19 protein-coding genes are annotated in these 19,985 nt (G+C 71.4%); 3 read left to right on the forward strand and 16 right to left on the reverse strand.

All coding sequences use genetic code 11. From position 1 onward, the window contains the following. Nucleotides 1-294 (forward strand): response regulator transcription factor (locus I59_RS18175; protein ID WP_022905092.1); only part of this gene is annotated, 294 nt, incomplete at its 5' end. Here the strand turns inward: I59_RS18175 and I59_RS18180 are convergent. The 10 genes from I59_RS18180 to I59_RS23235 all read right to left on the reverse strand — a co-directional run bounded on the left by I59_RS18180 (nt 291) and on the right by I59_RS23235 (nt 11,109). Continuing rightward, nucleotides 291-1,049: a triose-phosphate isomerase family protein gene (locus tag I59_RS18180; protein WP_022905093.1), complete on the reverse strand. Its 759-nt coding sequence runs from the start codon at nt 1,047-1,049 to the stop codon at nt 291-293. The genes I59_RS18175 and I59_RS18180 overlap by 4 nt on opposite strands. Further along, the gene (locus I59_RS18185) at nt 1,046-1,540 is read right to left on the reverse strand and encodes a ribose-5-phosphate isomerase (protein ID WP_022905094.1); all 495 of its coding nucleotides are present in this window, start codon (nt 1,538-1,540) and stop codon (nt 1,046-1,048) included. Before I59_RS18185 ends, I59_RS18180 begins: the two co-directional genes overlap by 4 nt. Further along, entirely contained in the window at nt 1,537-3,264 is a 1,728-nt protein-coding gene (locus tag I59_RS18190) for a dihydroxyacetone kinase family protein (protein ID WP_022905095.1), read from the reverse strand. The genes I59_RS18185 and I59_RS18190 overlap by 4 nt, the downstream gene beginning before the upstream one ends. Continuing rightward, nucleotides 3,261-4,703, reverse strand: coding sequence for an MFS transporter (locus I59_RS18195; RefSeq protein ID WP_022905096.1), 1,443 nt, complete (start codon nt 4,701-4,703; stop codon nt 3,261-3,263). Before I59_RS18195 ends, I59_RS18190 begins: the two co-directional genes overlap by 4 nt. Nucleotides 4,704-4,812: 109 nt before the next feature. Then, nucleotides 4,813-5,574, reverse strand: a complete 762-nt coding sequence (locus I59_RS18200; RefSeq protein ID WP_022905097.1) for an SDR family NAD(P)-dependent oxidoreductase — start codon at nt 5,572-5,574, stop codon at nt 4,813-4,815. Between the two features lie 11 nt (nt 5,575-5,585). Beyond that, the gene (locus I59_RS18205) at nt 5,586-6,539 is read right to left on the reverse strand and encodes a 3-hydroxyacyl-CoA dehydrogenase family protein (RefSeq protein ID WP_022905098.1); all 954 of its coding nucleotides are present in this window, start codon (nt 6,537-6,539) and stop codon (nt 5,586-5,588) included. Next, the gene (locus I59_RS18210) at nt 6,536-7,534 is read right to left on the reverse strand and encodes a sugar phosphate isomerase/epimerase (RefSeq protein WP_083882215.1); all 999 of its coding nucleotides are present in this window, start codon (nt 7,532-7,534) and stop codon (nt 6,536-6,538) included. The genes I59_RS18205 and I59_RS18210 overlap by 4 nt, the downstream gene beginning before the upstream one ends. Before the next feature lie 111 nt (nt 7,535-7,645). After that, on the reverse strand, nt 7,646-8,362 hold the full coding sequence (locus tag I59_RS18215; protein ID WP_022905100.1) for a GntR family transcriptional regulator: 717 nt from the start codon (nt 8,360-8,362) through the stop codon (nt 7,646-7,648). Between the two features lie 58 nt (nt 8,363-8,420). After that, entirely contained in the window at nt 8,421-9,953 is a 1,533-nt protein-coding gene (locus tag I59_RS18220) for a hypothetical protein (protein ID WP_022905101.1), read from the reverse strand. A gap of 46 nt (nt 9,954-9,999) precedes the next feature. Then, nucleotides 10,000-11,109 carry a GNAT family N-acetyltransferase gene (locus tag I59_RS23235; protein ID WP_022905102.1) on the reverse strand — a complete coding sequence of 370 codons (1,110 nt, stop codon included), beginning with the start codon at nt 11,107-11,109 and terminating at the stop codon, nt 10,000-10,002. Between the two features lie 69 nt (nt 11,110-11,178). On the opposite strand from I59_RS23235, the gene I59_RS18230 reads away from it, so the two are divergent. Further along, nucleotides 11,179-11,538: a hypothetical protein gene (locus tag I59_RS18230; protein WP_022905103.1), complete on the forward strand. Its 360-nt coding sequence runs from the start codon at nt 11,179-11,181 to the stop codon at nt 11,536-11,538. Between the two features lie 36 nt (nt 11,539-11,574). Here the strand turns inward: I59_RS18230 and I59_RS23240 are convergent, their stop codons facing one another. After that, complete coding sequence (locus I59_RS23240) at nt 11,575-12,042, reverse strand: S9 family peptidase (RefSeq protein ID WP_222835035.1); 468 nt, start codon at nt 12,040-12,042, stop codon at nt 11,575-11,577. A 705-nt stretch (nt 12,043-12,747) separates the two neighbouring features. Here I59_RS23240 and I59_RS18240 point away from each other — a divergent pair. Beyond that, entirely contained in the window at nt 12,748-13,932 is a 1,185-nt protein-coding gene (locus I59_RS18240) for a Fic family protein (RefSeq protein WP_022905106.1), read from the forward strand. A gap of 233 nt (nt 13,933-14,165) precedes the next feature. On the opposite strand, the gene I59_RS18245 is transcribed toward I59_RS18240, so the two are convergent. From I59_RS18245 to I59_RS18265, 5 genes are read right to left on the reverse strand one after another with little or no spacing between them, the layout of a single operon-like run. After that, on the reverse strand, nt 14,166-15,056 hold the full coding sequence (locus tag I59_RS18245) for an ABC transporter permease (RefSeq protein WP_022905107.1): 891 nt from the start codon (nt 15,054-15,056) through the stop codon (nt 14,166-14,168). After that, nucleotides 15,053-15,967 carry an ABC transporter permease gene (locus I59_RS18250; protein WP_022905108.1) on the reverse strand — a complete coding sequence of 305 codons (915 nt, stop codon included), beginning with the start codon at nt 15,965-15,967 and terminating at the stop codon, nt 15,053-15,055. The genes I59_RS18245 and I59_RS18250 overlap by 4 nt, the downstream gene beginning before the upstream one ends. Next, complete coding sequence (locus I59_RS18255; protein ID WP_022905109.1) at nt 15,964-17,175, reverse strand: PotD/PotF family extracellular solute-binding protein; 1,212 nt, start codon at nt 17,173-17,175, stop codon at nt 15,964-15,966. The genes I59_RS18250 and I59_RS18255 overlap by 4 nt, the downstream gene beginning before the upstream one ends. Further along, nucleotides 17,172-18,359, reverse strand: a complete 1,188-nt coding sequence (locus I59_RS18260; RefSeq protein WP_083882214.1) for an ABC transporter ATP-binding protein — start codon at nt 18,357-18,359, stop codon at nt 17,172-17,174. Before I59_RS18260 ends, I59_RS18255 begins: the two co-directional genes overlap by 4 nt. A gap of 38 nt (nt 18,360-18,397) precedes the next feature. Continuing rightward, nucleotides 18,398-19,837, reverse strand: coding sequence for an aminobutyraldehyde dehydrogenase (locus I59_RS18265; RefSeq protein ID WP_031274586.1), 1,440 nt, complete (start codon nt 19,835-19,837; stop codon nt 18,398-18,400). Between the last annotated feature and the right edge of the window lie 148 nt (nt 19,838-19,985).

Consider the following 19,985-nt stretch of genomic DNA (forward strand, 5'->3'; position numbering starts at 1 on the left):
CGCTCGGTCATCGCCCCGAACGACCTCGCACAGCTCTTCGGCGCCGACGTCGAGCGTGCGCCGAAGCCGCAGCCGACGGAGTTCCAGTCGTTGTCCGACCGGGAGCGCATCGTGTTCGGGTGGGCCTCACGGGGTCTGTCGAACGCCGAGATCGCGGCGAAGGAGTTCGTCACCGAGTCGACCGTGAAGACGCAGATCTCGAGCATCCTCGGCAAGCTACAACTGCGCGACCGGGTGCAGCTCGTCGTCTACGCGCACGACCACGGGCTCGCCGGCGCGCGCGACGACGCTTAGGCGGGCCCGATTTCGTCGAGGATCGCCGCGATCGCCGCGGGGTCGTGCGCGAACCGCCCGAGGAACAGGCCGCCGATCCGCCCCTGCCCCCGGGTGAGGAGTCCCGGTCCGGCACTGCCGCCGTAGATCACGGAGCTGCCCGCCAGCTCCGGGCGGGTGGCGAGGTGCGCCTCGATCCCGGCGAGCACGTCGACGATGTGGTCGTCCGGCGCGGGCGCCGGCGCACCGATCGCCCAGACCGGCTCGTACGCCACGATCAGCGGTCCGGCGAGACCGTCCGCGGTCGCGGTGGCGAGCGACCGGTCCAGTTGCGCGGTCACCTCGGCCACTGCGTCCGCACTGGAGGCGGGGAGCGTCGCCTCCCCCACACAGACCAGGGGCCGCAGGTGGTTGCGGAACGCCGCGTGCACCTTCCCCGCGACCTCGTCGTCCGTCTCGTGGAACAGGGAACGCCGCTCCGCGTGGCCGATCTCGACGAGGTCGACCCCGATCTCGCGCAGCTCCGCTCCGGAGACCTCCCCCGTGAAGGCCCCCTCCTCCGCCCACGCCAGGTCCTGCGCCCCGAGCAGCACCGGTGACCCGTCCAGCAGCGCGCGCACGGGGACGAGCGCCGGGAACGTCGGGACCACGAACAGCGTGGCCGCGCCGGACCGCACGGCGGGGTGCCGCTCGGCGATGCCCACGACGTCCCGCACCCAGGCGAGGGTCCGGGCGTGCGAGAAGTACATCTTGAGCGACACCCCGACGAGCGTCATGCGCGGTCGTCCCCCGACGCGTCGAGGCCCTCGGCCGCGGAACCGTCGTACCTGCAGATCGCCGCGACCTTCTCGGCGCTCGCGGACGAGGTGTCGAACTCGTACCCGAGCCACTCCGTCGCCAGCCGACGTGCGAGCTCGAGGCCGATGACCCGCTGCCCCATGCAGAGCACCTGGGCGTCGTTCGACAGCACCGACCGCTCGACGCTGTAACTGTCGTGGGCGGTCACCGCTCGGATGCCCGGGACCTTGTTCGCGCTGATGGCCACCCCGAGGCCCGTCCCGCAGATGAGGATCGCCCGGTCGGCCTCCCCGTTCGCGACCATGCGCGCGGCGTCGACCGCGATGTGCGGGTAGGCGGTGTGCCCGTCCGCATCCACCCCGACGTCGTGGACCGAGGCCACCCGGTTGTCACCGGCCAGGTCCGCCTTGATGGCCTCCTTGTACTCGAAGCCGGCATCGTCCGACCCGACCACCAGTCGCAGCGTCATCGTGCTGCTCCTTCCTCGATGACCTCCGTCACCGTCTCGACGATCAACGCGAAGGACACCGCTCCCGGGTCCCTCGTCCCCACCGCCTGGTCGGCGTGGGTCTTCGCGCGTCCCTTGCGGGGCACGAGGTCGGCGGTCGCGTCCGCGGCCGCTCGGGCTGCCGATGCGGCGGCACGCCAGGCGTCGGCGACGGACGCGCCGTCCCGGACGGCGGACCCGAAGGCCTCGTCGAACGGCACGAGGGCGTCCACCATCGTCTTGTCACCCGGTACCGCGCCGAAGGCGAGGACGGCCGAGGTCGCCGCGTGCACGGCCTCCGCGACCTGCGCCGACGACGGACGCGACGTGTCCCCGACGACGCGACCCAGTGCCTCCAGGGCGGCGCCCCAGATCGCACCGGACGTGCCGCCGGCCTTGTCCGACCACGCGTCGGCCGCCACGGCGAGGAGTCCGCCCGCCCCGACGTCGCGACCCAGCGCCTCCCGGGCGGCCGCGTCAGCGGCGTGCACCCCGCGTTGCATGCCGATCCCGTGGTCGCCGTCGCCGGCGACCGCGTCCATCTCCCCGAGCTCGTCGACGCGCTCGTCGACGACGCGGCGGGCGGCGGCGAGCGCTGCAGCGACCCGCGCCGCGACCTCCTGCGACTCGGGGGAACCGGTGCCGACGTCGATGCCGTCGGAGGCCTCCAGCTCGGACTCCGGCAAACGCTCGGACACGACCGCGCCGCCCTTCCGGAACGCCGGGGTGTCGGCGGGCGCTGCCCAGAGCCGCTCGAGCTCGTCGTCGAGCCAGAACAGCGTGAGCGAGACGCCGGCCATGTCGAAGCTCGTGACGAGCTCCCCGACCTCGGGCTCGACGACGACGACACCGGCCTCCTCGAGGAGTCGGGCGACCGAGCGGTAGACGACGAAGAGCTCCTCGTACTTGACGCTGCCGAGGCCGTTGAGGACCGGGACGACCCGCGCTCCCGCCGCGTCGACGCCGTCGGGCACCTCGTCGAGCAGGCGCGCGACCAGCAGCGACGCGAGTCCCTCGGCCGTCGGGACGTCGGTCTCGTCGATGCCGCGTTCACCGTGGATGCCCATGCCGATCGCCATGCGACGCTCCGGCACCTCGAAGAGCGGTTCGGCCGCGCCGGGCAGGGAGCAGCCGGAGAAGGCGACGCCGAACGAGCGGGTGCGGTCGTTGGCCCGCGCGGCCACGGCCGTGACGTCATCGAGCGAGCGGCCCTCCTCAGCGGCGGCACCCGCGACCTTGAAGACGCAGAGGTCACCGGCGATGCCGCGGCGCTCCGCGGCACGGTCGGCCGAGGCGGACACGACGTCGTCGGTGACCCGGATCGTCCGGACCGAGATGCCCTCGGACTCGAGGGTGCGGGCCGCGGCGTCGAAGTTGAGGCAGTCGCCGGCGTAGTTGCCGTAGGAGAACAGCACCCCGCCACCGTGCTCGGCTGCGCGGGCCACCCCGGCGACCTGCTGCGCGGACGGGCTGGCGAACAGGTTGCCCATGGCCGCTCCGGCAGCCAGGCCGTGCCCGACCAGGCCGCCGAAGGCCGGGTAGTGCCCGGAACCGCCGCCGATGACGACCGCGACCGTGCCGTCGGGGCTCGTGGTCGCACGCGCCACCCCGCCGTGCACGCGGCGGACCCACCGCTGGTTGGCGAGGACGAAGCCGTCCGCCGCCTCGTCCGCGAAGTCCGCGGGGTCGTTGAAGAGCCTGGTCATGCGTTCGTCTCCTTCGTCGAGCGCGTCGCGGCGGCGTGCGGGTCCTCCGCGCGCTCCGCAGCCCCGCGCGGCCGGGTCGTCGCCACGTGGGAGGTGTCGAGCAGTTCGTCCGCCTTCGCCCCGCGGAAGAACTTCGTGCAGAAGATCATCACCGCCGCCACGAACGCGAGGACGCCGAGCGAGACGATGCCGAACGCGCCGCTGTCGGTCGGCACCACCTCGTTGATCGCGGTGCGCATGATCGGGGCGACGAACCCGCCGAGGTTGCCGAGCGAGTTGATGAGGCCGATGCCCGCGGCCGCCGCGGCACCGGTGAGGAACGCCGTCGGGTACGCCCACGTGATCGGTCCGACGGCGAGGAAGCTCGCGACGGCCAGCGTGACGAACAGGATGCCGAGGATCGGCTGCCCGTTCGCGCCCGCCCACGCCGACCCGAGGATCGACAGTCCGGTGGTGACGTAGAACATCGTGCCCCAGCGGCGCCGGCGTCCGACGGTGTCGGCCTTCGAGCCGACGAGGTAGCACGCGACGAGCCCGACGAGCCACGGGATCGCGGCGACGAGGCCGACCTGCCAGCCGACGTCCTGCCCGAGGAGCGACGACACCTGCTGCGGCAGGTAGAACGTGGTGCCGTACACGGCGACCTGCAGGCAGAAGTAGATGATCGTGAAGTACCAGACGCGGCCGCTCGCCATCGCCTTCCAGATGCCCTTCGGGCCGTCCTCGTTCCGCGCGTGGTCCTCGCGGGCCATCGCCGCGGTGAGGGACGCCTTCTGCCCGTCGTCGAGCCACTTCGCCTGCTGCGGGCTGTTCGTCAGGAAGAACAGCGCGGCGACCCCGGCGAGCACCGCCAGGATGCCCTCGCCGAAGAACATGACCTGCCAACCGTGGAACGGGGTGACCTGGTCGCCGACGCTGATGAGCCCGCCCGACAGCGGAGCGCCGATCATCTGCGAGAACGGCTGCGCGAGGTAGAAGATCGCGAACATCCGCACGCGGACCTTGTTCGGGAACCACTCGGACAGGTACATGATCACGCCGGGGAACAGGCCGGCCTCGGTCACGCCGAGCAGGAACCGCAGGACGATGAACATCGTGTCGTTCGTCGTGAACGAGAACAGCGCGGCGACGATGCCCCACGTGACGGCGATGCGGGCGAGCCAGAAGCGGGCGCCGAACCGCTTGAGCAGCAGGTTCGACGGGATCTCGAAGATCGCGTAGCCGATGAAGAAGATCCCGGCACCGAGGGCGAAGGCGGCGTCGGAGATGTTCCGGTCGACGCTCAGGGCCTCCTCGGCGAAGCCGACGTTCGTGCGGTCGAGGAAGGCGACGAAGTACAGGATGACGAGCATCGGCATGAGGTGCTTCGTCGCCTTGCCGATCGCCGACCTGAGGGCGGGATCGTGGGTGGACCCCAGGGCGGGGCTGGTTGCGGACACGGTCGCTCCTTCGCGATCGGGTTGGTCTGTGGCCGGTGCACGGCCTGGAGGCACGACACGCGACGAGCACGTCGGCTCGCTCTGGTCGTGGGGCTGGGCCCGGGGCGCTTCAGTGCATGTAGAGGCCGCCGTCGACGTTGAGGGTCTGGCCGGTGACGAACCCGGCGTCCTCGCTGATGAGGTAGGCGATCGCGGCGGCGATGTCCCGCGGGGTGCCGATGCGCGGCAGCACGCCGTCGGCGGCCATCGCGGTCTTGCGCTCCTCGGAGAGCGTGCCCCCCATGATGTCGGTGTCGATCGGGCCGGGGGAGATCGCGTTGACCGTGATCCCCTGGTGTCCGAGCTCGCGGGCCATGCCCCGCGTGAGCCCGACGACGCCGGCCTTGGCGACCGAGTACGGCGTCTTGCTGAACGTGCCGCCGCCCCGCTGCGCCGACACCGACGACAGGTTCACGATGCGGCCGTAGCCGTTCCGGACCATCGACTGCGCCGCCCGGAGGCTCGCGAAGTGCACGCCGTCGAGGTTGATGCTCAGCACGCGGTGCCACTCCCCCTCGGGCAGGTCGAGGTAGGCGTGTGCGGACGAGACGCCGGCGAGGTTCACGAGGGCGGCGATCGGCGGCAGCGCGGCCTCGATCGTGTCGAACGCGGCGCGGACGGCTGCCTCGTCGGCGACGTTCGCGCCCGCCCCGACCGCCTGCACGCCGTGCTGCTCGCGGATCTCCGCGGCGACCTGCTCGCTCGCGGTCTGGTCGAGGTCGATGACGCCGACGTTCCACCCCTGCTCGGCGAGGTGGTGGGCGGTGGCGCGGCCGATGCCGCGGGGTGATGCTGCGCCGGTGAGGACGACGGTCTGCTGTTCGGTGCTCATGACGTGTCCCCTCAGTGGATCGGCGCCGGGCCGAGCTCGTCGAGGAGCTTCTGCATCGCGACGTACGCCTTGTTCCGGTAGGCCACGAGTTCGGGCGTGCGGTCGGCCGGCACGTCCAGGTAGCCGGCACCGGACTTCGTGCCCAGCTCGCCGGCGTCGACGTGCTGCTGCAGCGACGGCGGTGTGGCGAAGCGCTCCGGCCAACGGGTCTGCAACGACTCGAAGCAGAACGCGTAGACGTCGAGCCCGGCCATGTCGGCGATCGCGAACGGGCCGAAGAACGGCAGGCGGAAGCCGAACGTGGTGCGCACGATGGTGTCGATGTCGTCGGGGGTGGCGATGCCCTCGTCGGCGATCTTCGTCGCCTCCTCGAACAGCGCGTACTGCAGGCGGTTGAGGACGAACCCCGTCGAGTCCGTGACGCGGGCCGACTGCTTGCCGGTCGCGGCGACGACGGCCTCGCCGACCTCGATCGCGTGCTCGTTCGTGGTCGGGTGCGGGATGAGCTCCACGCCGGGAATGAACGGCGCGGGGTTCGAGAAGTGCACCCCGAGGAACCGCTCGGGGCGGGTGACGGCCTCCGCGAGGGACTCGATGAGGATCGTCGACGTGTTCGACCCGATCACGGCGTCGGGTCGCGCAGCCTCGCTGATCCGACGGAGCGTCGCGTGCTTGATCTCGATCTTCTCGGGAACGGCCTCCTCGATGAAGTCGGCCGTGGCGACCGCCTCCTCGATGGACGCTGCAGCGCTGAGGTGTGCGTCCACGCGGGCGACGGCGTCCGCGGGGAACAGGCCGTCCGCGACGAACTGCTCCGTCTCCGCGATGAGCCGGGCGCGGTTCGACGCAGCGATCTCGGCCGAGACGTCCGCGATCCGGACGGTGTGGCCGGCGAGGGCGAGGACCTGGGCGATCCCGCCGCCCATGTAGCCGGACCCGACGACGGCGATGTCGAGGGTGCTCATCGAGTTGCTCCTTGCTTCGTCGCCCCGACCACCGAGGTGGCGAGGACGGATCGGATGTACTGCTGGTTGGTCGCGCAGACGCCGAGGCTGTCCCCGCCGTACTGCTCGGTCATGACGATCCCGCGGAACCCGTCGGCGACGGCGTCACGGAGCACCTGCCGGTAGTTGATGAGCCCGGTCTCCATGGTGCTCGGCGCGCTCGTCGCCCAGGAGCCGTCCCCGGCCTCGTCGCGCGTGTAGTTCTTCACGTGCAGGTAGTTCGTGTACGGCAGCGTCTTCGCGAACAGCTCCCGCCAGTCCTCGACCGGACGGTGCAGGCGGATGAGGTTCGCGACGTCGGCGTTCAGCCCGACGGTGTCCAGGCCGATCTCCTCGACCAGGCGGACCGCGCCGTCGGCGGTCCCGAGGTAGGTGTCCTCGTACAGCTCGAGGGCCATCGGCAGGCCGACGCTGGCGGCGTGCTCCCCGAGCTCCCGCAGCCGCTTGACGGCAGCGTCCCAGACCTCCGGGTCGTCCGGGTCCTTCGGGCCCGGCGCCGTCCAGAACCACAGGGCCTTCCGCTGCGCCTCGGTGAAGGGCTGGTGCAAGCCGGTCGAGAAGACCTGCATGCCCCACTCGGCCGCGGCGTCGATCGTGCGGTGGGCGTACGCGAGGTTGTCCTCCTCGTGCCCGGGCTGGATGACGCTCTTCCGCTGCAGGTGCACGGACGGGATGCCGATGCCGTGCGCCGCGGCGATCGCGAAGAGCTCGTCACGGCGGGAGCGTTCGAGGTCGGCGGGGCGGATGTGGCTGTCGGCGAGTTCGGCGAGCGAGAAGCCCGCGGCTGCGATCTGCGCGAAGACGTCGTCCCACACCTCGGCGGGGGCGTCGTGGAACGCCGTCCCCTCGCGGGTGACCTGGGCGAAGCCGTGCAGGCACGCGGCGATGGGCCACGTCTCGTCCGTCCAGGTCGTCGGGTCCCAATCCTGGGTGACCCAGTCCTGTGGTGATGCCACGTGCATGCTCCTTCGCAGTCGTGCGGTGCGGTTCAGCCCCGAACCTCTTTCCTATAGGAAAGATACTCGGAAACGGCCGGAGCGCAACCCGTCCGCGTGATCAGGCTGCGGTCAGGCCCCGTGTGACGCGTCCGCCCGGGACCGGACGCGCACGTTGTCGATGTGCACCCGCATCGCGGACACCGCGGCCGACGGGCTGATCGCGAGGGCGTCGAGGATCGACCGGTGCTCGGCCACGGCTCGCGACGTGTCGTCGTCTCCGCCCCCGACGATCTGCCGCATCCGGTGCACCCGGGTGGTGATGATCTCGGACATCTCCTCGAGGAACGGGTTGTGCGTCGCGTCGAAGAGCACCTGGTGGAAGTCCCAGTCGCTGCGGAAGAACCGGGCCATCAGCTCGTCCGGCACGGTCCCGACCTCGATCGCGGCCACCTCGGCGGCGACCTCGGCCTGCACCGCGAGCGCCGCGTCCAGCCGCTCCCGCAGGGCGTCGACGTCACCGCGGGCAGCGAGTTCGACCGCGCCGCTCTCGACGATGAGCCGGGCGTCGAACAGCGCCTCGAGCTGGTCGCCGGCGAGCGGTGGCGCGACCCGGTAGCCCTTGTTCGCCTCGCGCGTGACGAGCCCGGTGCGCTCGAGCTGCACGAGCGCCTCGCGGACGGGCGTCGGCGAGACCCCGAGCGTGCGCGCCAGTCCGTCGATCGACAGGCGCATGCCCGGCTCGACGTCGTGACCCATGAGGAACTCGAGCACGCGGTCGTAGACCCGGTCGCGGAGTCCGAGCGGCGTGATCCGCTCGCTGCCGAACCCGGCCATGGTGCTCGTCATGGTCCGATCATAGAGAATCGACGATCACCGACCCGGGCGGATGCCCGCGACCCGCGAGTCAGCGCGTGAACTCCACGATGACGTTCTGCTCCCCGCCACCGCCGAACCGGAGGGGTGTGCGCTCGTCGAAGCCGTCGGCACGCAGGACCGCGGCGACCCGCTCGAGCTCCGCGGGATCGTCACCGACGTACCAGACGGTGCGCAGCCCGTCGGTCTCCTTCGCCGCGTTCACCGCGCCGTGCATCCGGGCGAAGAAGTAGTTCATGCCGACCGAGTCCGTCTTCGTCCACAGGTCCCGCAGGCCGGCGACGGAGGACGGGTAGGCGATCGTCAACTGGTCGGCGGGCCGCCGCATCTTGCCGAGGATGAGCCCGGCCGGCCCGACCTCGTCGTGCCGTGCGTCGGTGAGCTCCTGCGCGGCCGTGGCCAGGTCGGTCGTCTTCGGCGACGCGTACCGGACGCTCCACCAGACCTGCCCGGCGGGCACCAGGAACGCGACGAGCAGGATGCCGCTGATGACGCCCTTGGCGTACGGCAGCAGGGCGACGATGCCGGCGGCGACCAGGATCGCGAGCGCCGGAGCGGAGTACGTCAGGTAGCGGCCGCTGTAGACCGGCTTGCCGAAGTGGGACGCCGCGAGCAGCACCACGGTCGGCAGCACCAGCCAGGGCAGCAGCACGACGAGCGCTTCCGAACGGCGCCGCAGCGCGGACCCGACGGCGAGCAGCACGAGCAGCCACGACACCACCGCGACCGCGGTCACGAACGTCCGCGTCGTGTCCACCAGGGCGAAGTCGAAGAACTGCAGCCGCCACGAGCTCTCGATCGCGCCGCGCAGCGAGGGGGCCTGCAGCCACGCGATCTGGCGTGACTGCGGGATCGCGGCCTGCACGAACGGCAGCGACGCCGCCGCGACCACCACGAGCGCCGTCGCAGCGGCGGCGAGACCGACCCACCGTCGGCCCGGCGCCGAGACGAACCGCAGGAAGACGCTGAGGGCGTGCGCGACCAGGACGAGTGCTGCCCACAGGAACACCAGCACGGAGAGGTACGCGACGACGGCGTACAGCAGCCACCACGCGACGACCACCAGGGGCGGTCTCCGGGCATCGGAGACGTCGAGCGCGTGCACGAGGAGCACGGTGGAGAGCACGGCGAGCAGCAACTCGAACGCGGGCGATCGGCCCGTGGTGGCGGCGGCGGCCACCACGGGCAGGAGCGGCATGACGATCGCCGCGACCGTCGCGGTGGCGATGGAGAACAACCGTTCGGCCAGCAGCACGAGCAGTCCTGCGGCCAGCCCGATCGCGACGGCGGACGGGAACCGCAGCGTGAACGGGCTGTACCCGACCAGGTCGAACCAGACGTGCATCCCGACGTAGTACGCCGCGTGCACGAGGTCGATCCGGCCGACCAGGTCCTGCAGGGCGTCCCACGAGCGCGTCGACGCCGCGATGGTGGCGGTCTCGTCCAACCAGACGGTGCGGTGGGTGATCGCGACGAGGCTGATCAGCGTGCCGAAGAGGGTCGCGGCCCCGGCGACGAACCACCTGGCGCTCCCGCGGCTGGTCCGGCGGACGTCGACGTGCATGCCCGCAAGCGTATGGGACCGGGACGGCGCCGCGGGCCGCCGCTCGTCAGGGCACCTGGGCGAACCGGATCGCCCCGCGCTCCCGGAGCCGGAAGCCGAGGTGCTCGTACAGCCGGATCGCGCCCGTGTTCGTCGCGGCGGCGTGCAGCATCGGGACCTCCCCGCGCTCCCTGATCCCGTGCGCCACCGCGAGCACGAGGCGCCGACCGAGGCCCTGCCCGCGGTACCCGTCGTCCGTGCACACCGCGCTGATCTCGGTCCATCCCGGCGGGTGCAGGCGCTCCCCGGCCATGGCGACCAGTCGGCCCTCGCGGCGGATGCCGAGGTAGGTGCCGAGCTCGATGGTCCGGGGCAGGAACGGCCCGGGCTTCGTCCTGGCGACGAGGTCGAGCATCTCGGGGACGTCGTCGGCCGTGAGCACGACCGCCTCCGGATCCGGTGCTCCCGCCACCCCTTCGCCCGTGAGCTGCACCCCGCCGGCACCGTCCAGCTCGTTCCACCCCGGTGGTAGGACGGCGGACGGATCGACCCGGAAGCCGGCGCCCGGTCCGAGCAGCGCCGCGACGTCCGCCCAGTCCTGCTCCGTCGGGTGCACCGGGACTCCGGTCCACACCGAGACGTCGGGGCGGTACCGGACGATCTCGCCGCGGCGCTCGGCGAAGCGGGCGTGCACGCCGTTGAGGGAGGCGAGGGCGGGGTTGTCGAGCATGCGCGTCGGCGTGCCGTCCTCCGCGGTGGTCAGGTCGAGCGTGCGCACCGTGGCACCGCGCGCGTCGGGCACGAACCCCCGTTCCTCGAGGAGCCGTCGGACGCCGTCCGTGAGTCCGGCCGTGTCGACCACGACCGCTGAGGCGAAGCGCACGGTCGCGGCGTCGACGGCGGCGTCGACGAGGTCGCCGAGCGCCGGTCCCACAGCGTCGACCCCGGCTCGGACCTCGACCTCGCCGGGGCGGGTCAGTGCGCTGAGGTGCGCACCCGGAGCGCTCGACTCGGCGACCGCATCCGAGACGACGGCGTCGCCGCGCCCGTCGACCGCGCCCGACGCGACGGCGTCGCCCGGCCCGTCGCCCGCGCCCTGGTCGTCGTGCGTCCACCGCTCGACCCGGGGGTCGGCGGTGGCGGAGCGACGGACGACGGTGACGGGCGAGGTGGTCATGCCCCCAGTCTCCGACCCCGGCGCGGTGTCCGACGGATCGTTGCGGACCGTGACGGCTACGCTGCTCGCGTGACCGCAGCGAACCCCCGGCCCCGCATCGTGACGATCTCGGTCGTGCTCTGGCTCGTGTGGCTCGTCGGCTGCGTGCTCGCGTCCGTGGTCGGCTTCGTCGAGTTCCCGTCGAGCGTCCTGGTGACGGTCGTCTCCGTCGTCCTCTCCCTGGTGGTCTGGGGCCTCGTCGCGTGGGCTGTCCTCCGCGTCTCGCGGGGTTCGGCGACGGCACGCATCGCCCTCGTGGTGGTGGCGGTCGCACGGGCGCTGCTCAGCCTGGGCAACGGGCCGTCGACGCTCCTGCTCACGGCGCTCTCCGCGGCCGCCGCCGTCCTCCTCTTCGTCCCGGCCGCGCGCCCGTTCTTCACCCGGCGCTAGTCCCCGCGCGCCCGGAGAACACGCAGCCCGATCCGGTTAGCCCAGCCGCGCCACCACGAACTCGACCATCCGCCGCACGAGCAGCGCCCGCGACGACGTCCGCCGGTACTCGTGCCCCTCGCCCTCGAGCTCGAGGTACTCGACGTCGTGCGACCGTTCCCGCAGTGCCGCGACCACCTGGTGCGCCTCGCCGATCGGCACGTTGGTGTCGAGCTCGCCGTGCACGACCAGGAGGGGCGCCGCGATCTCGTCCACCGCCCGCATCGGGGACAGGGCGGCGAGCAGGGCCCGGTCCTCGACCGGGTGTCCGTACTTCGTCGCCGCCGCGGCCGCGATCCGCGGCTCGGTGTCGCGGTAGAACGTCGCGAAGTCGCTCATGCCGCACACGGCGACCCCGGCGACGAAGACGTCCGGCGTGAACGCGAGCGACGCCAGCGTCGCGCACCCGCCGTAGGAGCGACTCTCGACGGCGACCCGGGAGCGCTCGGCGTACCCGTTCGCCACGAGGTACCGGGCGCAGTCGACGACGTCGGCGAGCGCGTTCCACCGCCCGCGAGGTCGTCGGCGTGCACGAACTCGTGGCCGGAGCCGGAGGACCCGCGGATGTTCGGCGCGAACACGGTGACGCCCGCAGCGGCGAGCGCCTGGTGCTGGGGCGAGAACGTCGGTCGCTCCTGTGACTCCGGTCCGCCGTGCAGGTGCACGAGCGCTGCGCGCGGGCCGGGAGGCACGGAGCGCGTCGACGGATCGGCGTCCGCCGACGGATCGGCCTCCGCCGACGGGTCGGTCGGCTCAACGGCCCGGGACAGCCAGCCGGTCAGCTCCAGTCCGTCGCGTGCGGCGAACCGCTCGAGGGTCGGTTCGACGAGCGGCACGTCCGGCAGCTCCGGCACGCCGGTCACGCGGCTCCAGGTCAGGGCGTTCGTGTCGAGCCGCCAGAGCTCACGCGGACGGGTCGGGCCCTCGACGGCGAGCAGCACGCTCCGGCCGTCGCGGCTCAGCACGGGGTCGGTGACGACGGCGCCCGGCAGGTCCGGAACCGGGGTCCGCGACGCGTCGTGCGCGGCAGTCCACGTTCCAGACGAGGCGCACCGCCGCCCCGACTGACTCATGCTCGTAACACGATGGCGAAGCTTCGCTCTCGTGGGCCCTCATTGAAGGTTGTGCCGTAAACTTCAACAAGGACGAACCGGACGAAAGGGTGCGCGCGTGCCGACGACACTCGACTGGGAGGAACGCTGGCTGCCCCGGCCGGAGAACCCGGATTTCGATTCCCGTCGGATCCGAGCGCTGCGCGGCGAACCGTACCGGGCGGCGGTCCCTCCGGAGATCGCGGCCGCCGAGTTCACCATCGCTTCCCGGTCACTCTCCGACGCCGACGACGCCACGAGGGCGATCGCGCGGTTCGACGCCGAGTACGCCTCCTTCCCGGTCCCGTTCGCGGCGGTGCTCCTGCGGAGTGAGTCGGCATCGAGCTCGGAGATCGAGCACCTCACCGCCGGGGCGCGTGCCATCGCCGAGGCGGAGATCGACGAACGGGTGCAGGGCAACGCCCCGTTGATCGTCCGGAACGTGCGGGCGATGGAAGCGGCCGTCGCACTCGCGGACGACCTCGGGATCGAGACGATCATCGCGATGCACGAGGAACTGCTGCGCGACCAGACGCCGCGCCTCGTCGGCGGCTTCCGTGACCAGCAGGTCTGGATCGGCGGCTCGTTGCCACACCTGGCCGCGTTCGTCCCGCCGCACCAGGAGCAGGTGCCCGCCGCGATGGACGACCTCATCGCCTTCACGTCGAGGACGGACCTCCCCCTGCTCGTCCTGGCCGCGATCGCGCACGCGCAGTTCGAGACGATCCACCCGTTCCCGGACGGCAACGGCCGCACCGGTCGTGCGCTCGTGCAGGCGATCCTGCGTCGGGGTGGGTTGTTGCGGCACCTCACCATCCCCGTCAGCAGTGGGATCCTCACCGACGTCGACGGCTACTTCGGCGCCCTCGACGCCTACCGCGCGGGCAAGGTCGAGCCGATCATCGACGTGTTCTCGTCGGCGTCGCTCGCCGGACTCCGGAACGCGAGCACCCTGGCAGCGGACATCCGCGGGCTGCAGGAGCAGTGGGGAGGCCGACTCGCCGGCCTCAGGACCGACGCCACCGCACGCCGCATCGCGAGGCTCTCGATCGAGCACCCGGTACTGAACGCGCGCCTCGCGATCGAACGGACGGGATCGAGTGCACCAGCCGTCGCGAACGGGTTCGCGCAACTCGTCGACCGTGGTGTCCTCCGACCTGCGAACTCCAAGCAGCGGAACCGGGTGTGGGTGAACGACGAGGTCGTGGAGGCACTGGACGCGTTCGCAGCGCGGAGTGGGCGTCGCCAGGTCCCCACCGCCTGACCCGCTCGTCGACACGCGAGCGGGCGTGGTGTCCGGAGCCACCAGCCCGCTCGTGTCTCCCCGCTACTTGACGTCGTACATTGAGTCCGTGTCCGGGTGCCGCCGAGGAACGATCGACTTTCGAGACCAGCGGGATCCGACCAGGGGTGGAAACGCGCGCGTTCCGACGTCGCACGCGTCGATCGACGCGTGCGACGTCGAAGCGCCGCGTTCTTCCGCCGCGGCGACCGGGCCTACCCCCGCGTCCGCGCCAACCGCCGGTTCAGCGCCCCGTTGCGCAGCGCCACGAGCAGGCCCACCGCGAACACGAGCGTCCCGAAGCAGAGCACCTGCGGCGGCATCCCGGCCTTCGCGGCGCCGTACACGAACAGCGGGAACGTGACCGAGGGTCCGGCGACGAACGACGTGATGACGTAGTCGTCGATCGACATCGCGAGCGCCAGCAGCCCGGCGGCGAGCATGCCCGGGGCGAGGAGCGGCAACGTGACGAGCCGGAACGCCTGCAACGGGGTCGCGCCGAGGTCGCTCGCCGCCTCCTCGAGCACCTTCGACGTCCCCGCGATCCGCGCTCGGAGCACCACCACGACGTACGCGACGTCGAACGCCACGTGGGTGAGGAGGATCGTCCAGAAGCCGGTGCCGAGCCCGATCGACAGGAAGAACGACAGCGACGCCGAGCCGACGACGATCGACGGTGCGGCGATGTCGGCGAACACGATCGAGCTGACGACCCCGCGGCCCGGGAACCGGTACCGCTCCAGTGCCAGGGCCAACGGCAGACCGATCGCCACCGAGACGATCGCCGCGAGGAACGCGACGGCGACCGAGGTGCCGAAGGCCGCACCGAGCCCCGAGACGTTCCAGAGGTTCTGGTACCAGTACGTCGTGAAGCCCCGCCACGCGAACGTCAGCCGGTTCGTCGGGGCGTCGTTGAACGAGTACGCGATCATGGAGACGATCGGCACGAGGGTGATCGCGATGACCACCCAGTACACGATCGCGAGCCACGGCCCGCGCCGGGTCGCGCCGCCGCGACGGCGTCGGACGGGCCGCTCGGCAGCGCCGGCGGCGAGGGGCGACACGGGGGCGGTCGACCCGGCCCGGGTCGGCGTGACGGCGGTCATACGAGGTCCTCGAGGTCGTCGGTGCCGGACACCCGGGCGTAGATGAACAGGATGATGCCGAGCACGACCATGAGCACGGTCGAGAGCGCGGCGGCGACGTTGTACTGCTGGTTGCCCGAGTAGGCGTCCTGGATGGCCTGGCCGATCGTGTACGTGTTCGTCCCGCCGAGGAGCGCCGAGTTCACCGGGTCGCCCACGCAGTCGATGAACACGAGCAGCACGCCCGCGAAGATGCCGGACCGGGACAGCGGCAGCGTGGTGTGCCAGAACGCCCGGAACCGCCCGGCGTAGAGGTCGTGCGCGGCCTCGCCGAGGCGTGGGTCGATGCGCTCGAGGGCGGCGTAGATCGGCAGGACCATGAACGCCAGGTCGTTGTACGCGTTGCCGAAGATCACGGCGCCGGACGTCCCGAGGATGTGGAAGTCCTTCCCCGCGAGCCCGATCGCCTGCAGGGTCGTCACGACGGGCCCCTGCGACGCGAGCACGAACGCCCACATGTCGGTGCGGATGACGAACGACACCAGGAAGCTGATGAACACGAGCATGAGCAGCGGGTTCTTCCACCGCGGCGACACCCGGAACGCGATGAAGTACGCCACCGGGTACCCGACGGCGATCGTCACGATGGTCGCGGCCAGGCCGTACCAGAGCGACCGGAGCAGGAAGGTGAGGTACGGCACCTGCGGGTCGACGAAGAGCGACGAGTAGATCCCGAAGTTCCAGGTGAAGGTGTAGCCGTCGTCGGGGTTGCCCGACATGAGCGAGACGATGAGCCCGGACACGAGCGGGATGACGAAGAACACGCAGAGGTACGCCGTGCCGACGATCCCGAGCAGGAACGGCACCCGCAACCGACGACGGCCCGGTCCGGCGCCGACGCCAGCGATCGCCGCGGTCCCGACGGCCGTCACGACTGCACCACCGCGTTGAAGATGCCGTTCCGCTCCGAGTACTCGTCGTAGTTCTGGAACACGCGGAACTCGTGCGACCGCTCGAGCACGTCCGTCGAGGGGAAGACGAGCGGACTGTCCGCCACGGTCGGGTCGTCGAGCACGTCGCGGACGTAGTCCTGGGCGCCGGGCACCGGGCACACGTAGTTGACGTAGTCCTCGACGATCCCGGCGATCTCCGGCGTGTAGTAGAAGTCCATCCAGGCCAGCGCCGACACCGGGTTCGCCGCCTGTCTCGGGATCATGAGGTTGTCGTGCCACATCATCTGCCCCTCCTCCGGCGTGATGAACTTCAGGTGCTCGAACCCCGACTGCTGTGCCTGGAACACGTCGCCCGACCAGGCCTGCGTGATCCAGGTGTCGCCGTTCTCGAGCTTGTTGATGTAGCTCTGGTCGTAGAACCCGGTGACGCTCGGCCGGAGCTTCCGCAGCCACTCCTGGGCCGTCCGCCATTCCGACGGCGTGGAGGTCTCGGGGTCGGCGCCCGTGGCGAGCAGCCCGAGCGACCCGAGCTCCGTGTTGTCGCTCATCAGCCCGACCCGTCCCGCGAACGCCGGGTCGAGGAGGTCCTGGAACGACGTGATCTCCCGGTCGATGTACTTCGGGTTGTAGGCGATCCCGGTGAAGCCGGTCTGCCAGACCACGGAGTGCTTGTTGTCCGGGTCGTAGGTCGGGTCCTTGACCGAGTCGCCGGCGTACTTCGCGAAGTTCGGCAGGCGCGAGTGGTCGAGCTCGCACACGAACCCGTTCTTGATCATCTGCGTGAGCTCGAACCCGTTCGTCATCACGACGAGGTCGTAGCCCGTCGCGCCCTGTGCCCGGAGGATCGGCGAGACGGTCGCGTAGAACGTCGCGTTGTCCTGGATGACCGCCTGGTAGTCGACGGTGATCCCGGTGGCCTTCTCGAACAGCCGGAGCGACTCGGACTTGCCCTTGTCGGAGTCGATGTAGAGCGGCCAGTTCGCAAAGTTGAGCTGCTTCGTGGCCGTCGCGTCGGCCCAGAACCGCTTCCAGTCCACGGGGTGTTCGGCGAGCGAGGCGGCGGAGCCCTTGATGCTGCACCCGGCGAGCAGTGCGGCCACCGCGGCGGCCCCGCCGCCGGCGAGGAACCCGCGCCGGCTGACGCGCGCGGACGTGAGTCCGCGGACCAGGTCGGGGCGGCTGCTCACGCGACCGCTCCTGCGGTCGCCGGCTCGGACTGGAGGCCCGGACCGGCTTGGGTGGTGACGGTCGCGTCGGACGCGTGGTGCGCCTCCAGGCCGAACCCGTGGTCGACGCCCCACGTCAGCCAGACCTCGGTCCCGGGGGCGATCCGCGGGCCGCCCTTGGAGTTCTGGGCGAAGACGGACACGTGCCCGGCGCCGGGCACGTCCACGAGGTACTGCGTGCTCACGCCGGAGAACGAGACGTCGACGACGCGGCCGGGCCCGAGGATGTTCCGACCGGCCTCGGGCGTCGGCTCCGCGGTGCGGATCTTGAGCTTCTCGGGTCGGACGCCGACCACGACGCGACCGGTCGTGGCGACGGCTCGAGCGGTGGGGACCGCGAGCGTCCCGGCACCGGTCGTGACGACCAGGAGCTCGCCGTCGGTCCCGCGGACCTCGCCCTCGAGCAGGTTCGACCGGCCGAGGAAGTTCGCGACGAAGGCGGTGCGCGGGAGTTCGTAGAGCTCCTGCGGGCTGCCCATCTGCTCGATCCGGCCGCCGTTCATGACCGCGACCGTGTCGGCCATGGTCATCGCCTCTTCCTGGTCGTGGGTGACGTGCAGGAACGTCAGCCCGACCTCGGCCTGGATCGACTTCAGCTCGAACTGCATCTGGTGCCGGAGCTTGAGGTCGAGGGCGCCGAGCGGTTCGTCGAGGAGCAGGAGCGCGGGGCGGTTCACGATCGCCCGTGCGAGGGCGACGCGCTGCTGCATGCCGCCGGACAGCTGCGCCGGCCGCTTCGATGCGGATCCCTCCAGCTCGACGAGCCGGAGCGCCTCGGTCGCCTTCGTCATCGGGTCCGGGATGCGGCGCCGCTTCAGGCCGAACGCGACGTTCTCGAGCACGCTCATGTGCGGGAAGAGCGCGTAGTTCTGGAACACGGTGTTGACCGGCCGCTGGTACGGCTTGGTGTCGGTGACGTCGCGCCCGCCGATGGTGATCGTCCCGCTCGTCGGCTCCTCGAGCCCGGCGACGAGGCGGAGCGTGGTCGTCTTGCCGCAGCCGGACGGGCCGAGCAGGGCGAAGAACGAGCCGGCGGGCACGGTGAGGTCGAGCGCGTCGACCGCGGTGTGACCCGGGAACGCCTTGGTGATCTGCTCGAGCCGCAGATCGGCTCCGGATTCGGCGAACGTGCCGGTCATTGCCATGGTGCCTCCTGCTGCTGGTGCGCGGGTCGGGGTCGGGATCAGCCGATGTAGGACATGACGTGCTTGACGCGGGTGTAGTCGTCGAACCCGTACTGGGACAGGTCCTTGCCGTAGCCGGAGTGCTTGAAGCCGCCGTGCGGCATCTCGGCGACGATCGGGATGTGCGTGTTGATCCACACGCATCCGAAGTCGAGGTCTCGGGCGAAGCGCATGGCCCTGGCGTGGTCGGTCGTCCACACCGAACTCGCGAGACCGTACTCGACGTCGTTCGCCCAGGTCAGCGCCTCCTGTTCGGTCGAGAAGCGCTGCACCGTCTGCACCGGGCCGAAGATCTCCTGCTGCACGGCGCGGTCGCCCTGCCGGAGCCCGGACACGATCGTCGCCTCGTGGTGGAAGCCGCGGTCGCCGATGCGGTGCCCGCCGGTCTCGATCGTGGCGTGGTCGGGCAGGGTGTCGACGAAGGACCGGACCTGGGCGAGCTGGCCGGCGTTGTTGACCGGCCCGAACGACGGGTCCGCGACGTCCGGGCCGGTCCGGGCGTTCGTCCGGGCCTCGGCGACGAGGGCCGCGACGAACTCGTCGTGGATGCCGTCCTGCACGAGCAGCCGGGTGGCGGCGGTGCAGTCCTGGCCGGCGTTGAAGAACCCCGCGGCGACGATGCCGGCGACGGCGGACGGGACGTCGGCGTCGTCGAACACGATGACGGGGGCCTTGCCGCCGAGTTCGAGGTGCGTGCGCTTGAGGTCGGACGCGGCGGCGCGGGCGACCTGCATGCCGGCCCGGACCGAGCCGGTGATGCTCACCAGCTGGGGTGTCGGGTGGTCGATCATCGCGGCGCCGGTGGTCCGGTCGCCGAGCACGACGTTGAGGACCCCGGGCGGGAGGAACTCCGCGGCGACCTCGGCGAGCAGCAGCGTCGAGAGCGGCGTGGTGTCGCTCGGCTTGAGCACGGTCGTGTTCCCCGCGGCGAGCGCCGGGGCGACCTTCCACACCGCCATGTTGAGCGGGTAGTTCCACGGGGTGACCTGGGCGACGACGCCGATCGGCTCGCGACGGACGAACGACGTGTGGTCCGGTGTGTACTCGCCGGCGCTGCGACCCTCGAGGTTCCGTGCGGCCCCGGCGAAGAAGCGGATCTGGTCGACGGACAGCAGGATCTCGTCCTGCACGAGGGTCGCACGCGGCTTGCCGGTGTCGAGGGCCTCGAGGTCGGCGAACTCCTCGGCGCGCTGCTCCATCGCGTCGGCGATCCGGAACAGGGCGAGCTGCCGCTCCGCTGGGGTGGTGCGCCGCCACCCGTCGAACGCGCGGCTCGCGGCGGCGAAGGCTGCGTCGACGTCCTCGGCGGTGGAGACCGGCGAGGTGCCGTAGACGTGCTCGTCCGTCGGTGCGACGAGGTCCATGGTCGCGTCGCCGCGCGCGTCGACCTGCTCGCCCCCGATGACGTTCCGGAGCACGCCCCTGGCCGTCCCGCCCATCGCGGCAGAGCCCGAGACCGCCGTCGCGCGGCCCGGGGAGGCTGTGTCACTGTCCAGCATGGCGGCGATACTGGCACGGAATGCGCTGCTCCGGAAGAAGATTCCGCGGGTTGTGGAGAACCATAACAACGGAAATCGTCGCGAAACA

The organism is Curtobacterium sp. B8, from assembly GCF_000333315.1.
GTDB classification, from domain to species: domain Bacteria; phylum Actinomycetota; class Actinomycetes; order Actinomycetales; family Microbacteriaceae; genus Curtobacterium; species Curtobacterium luteum.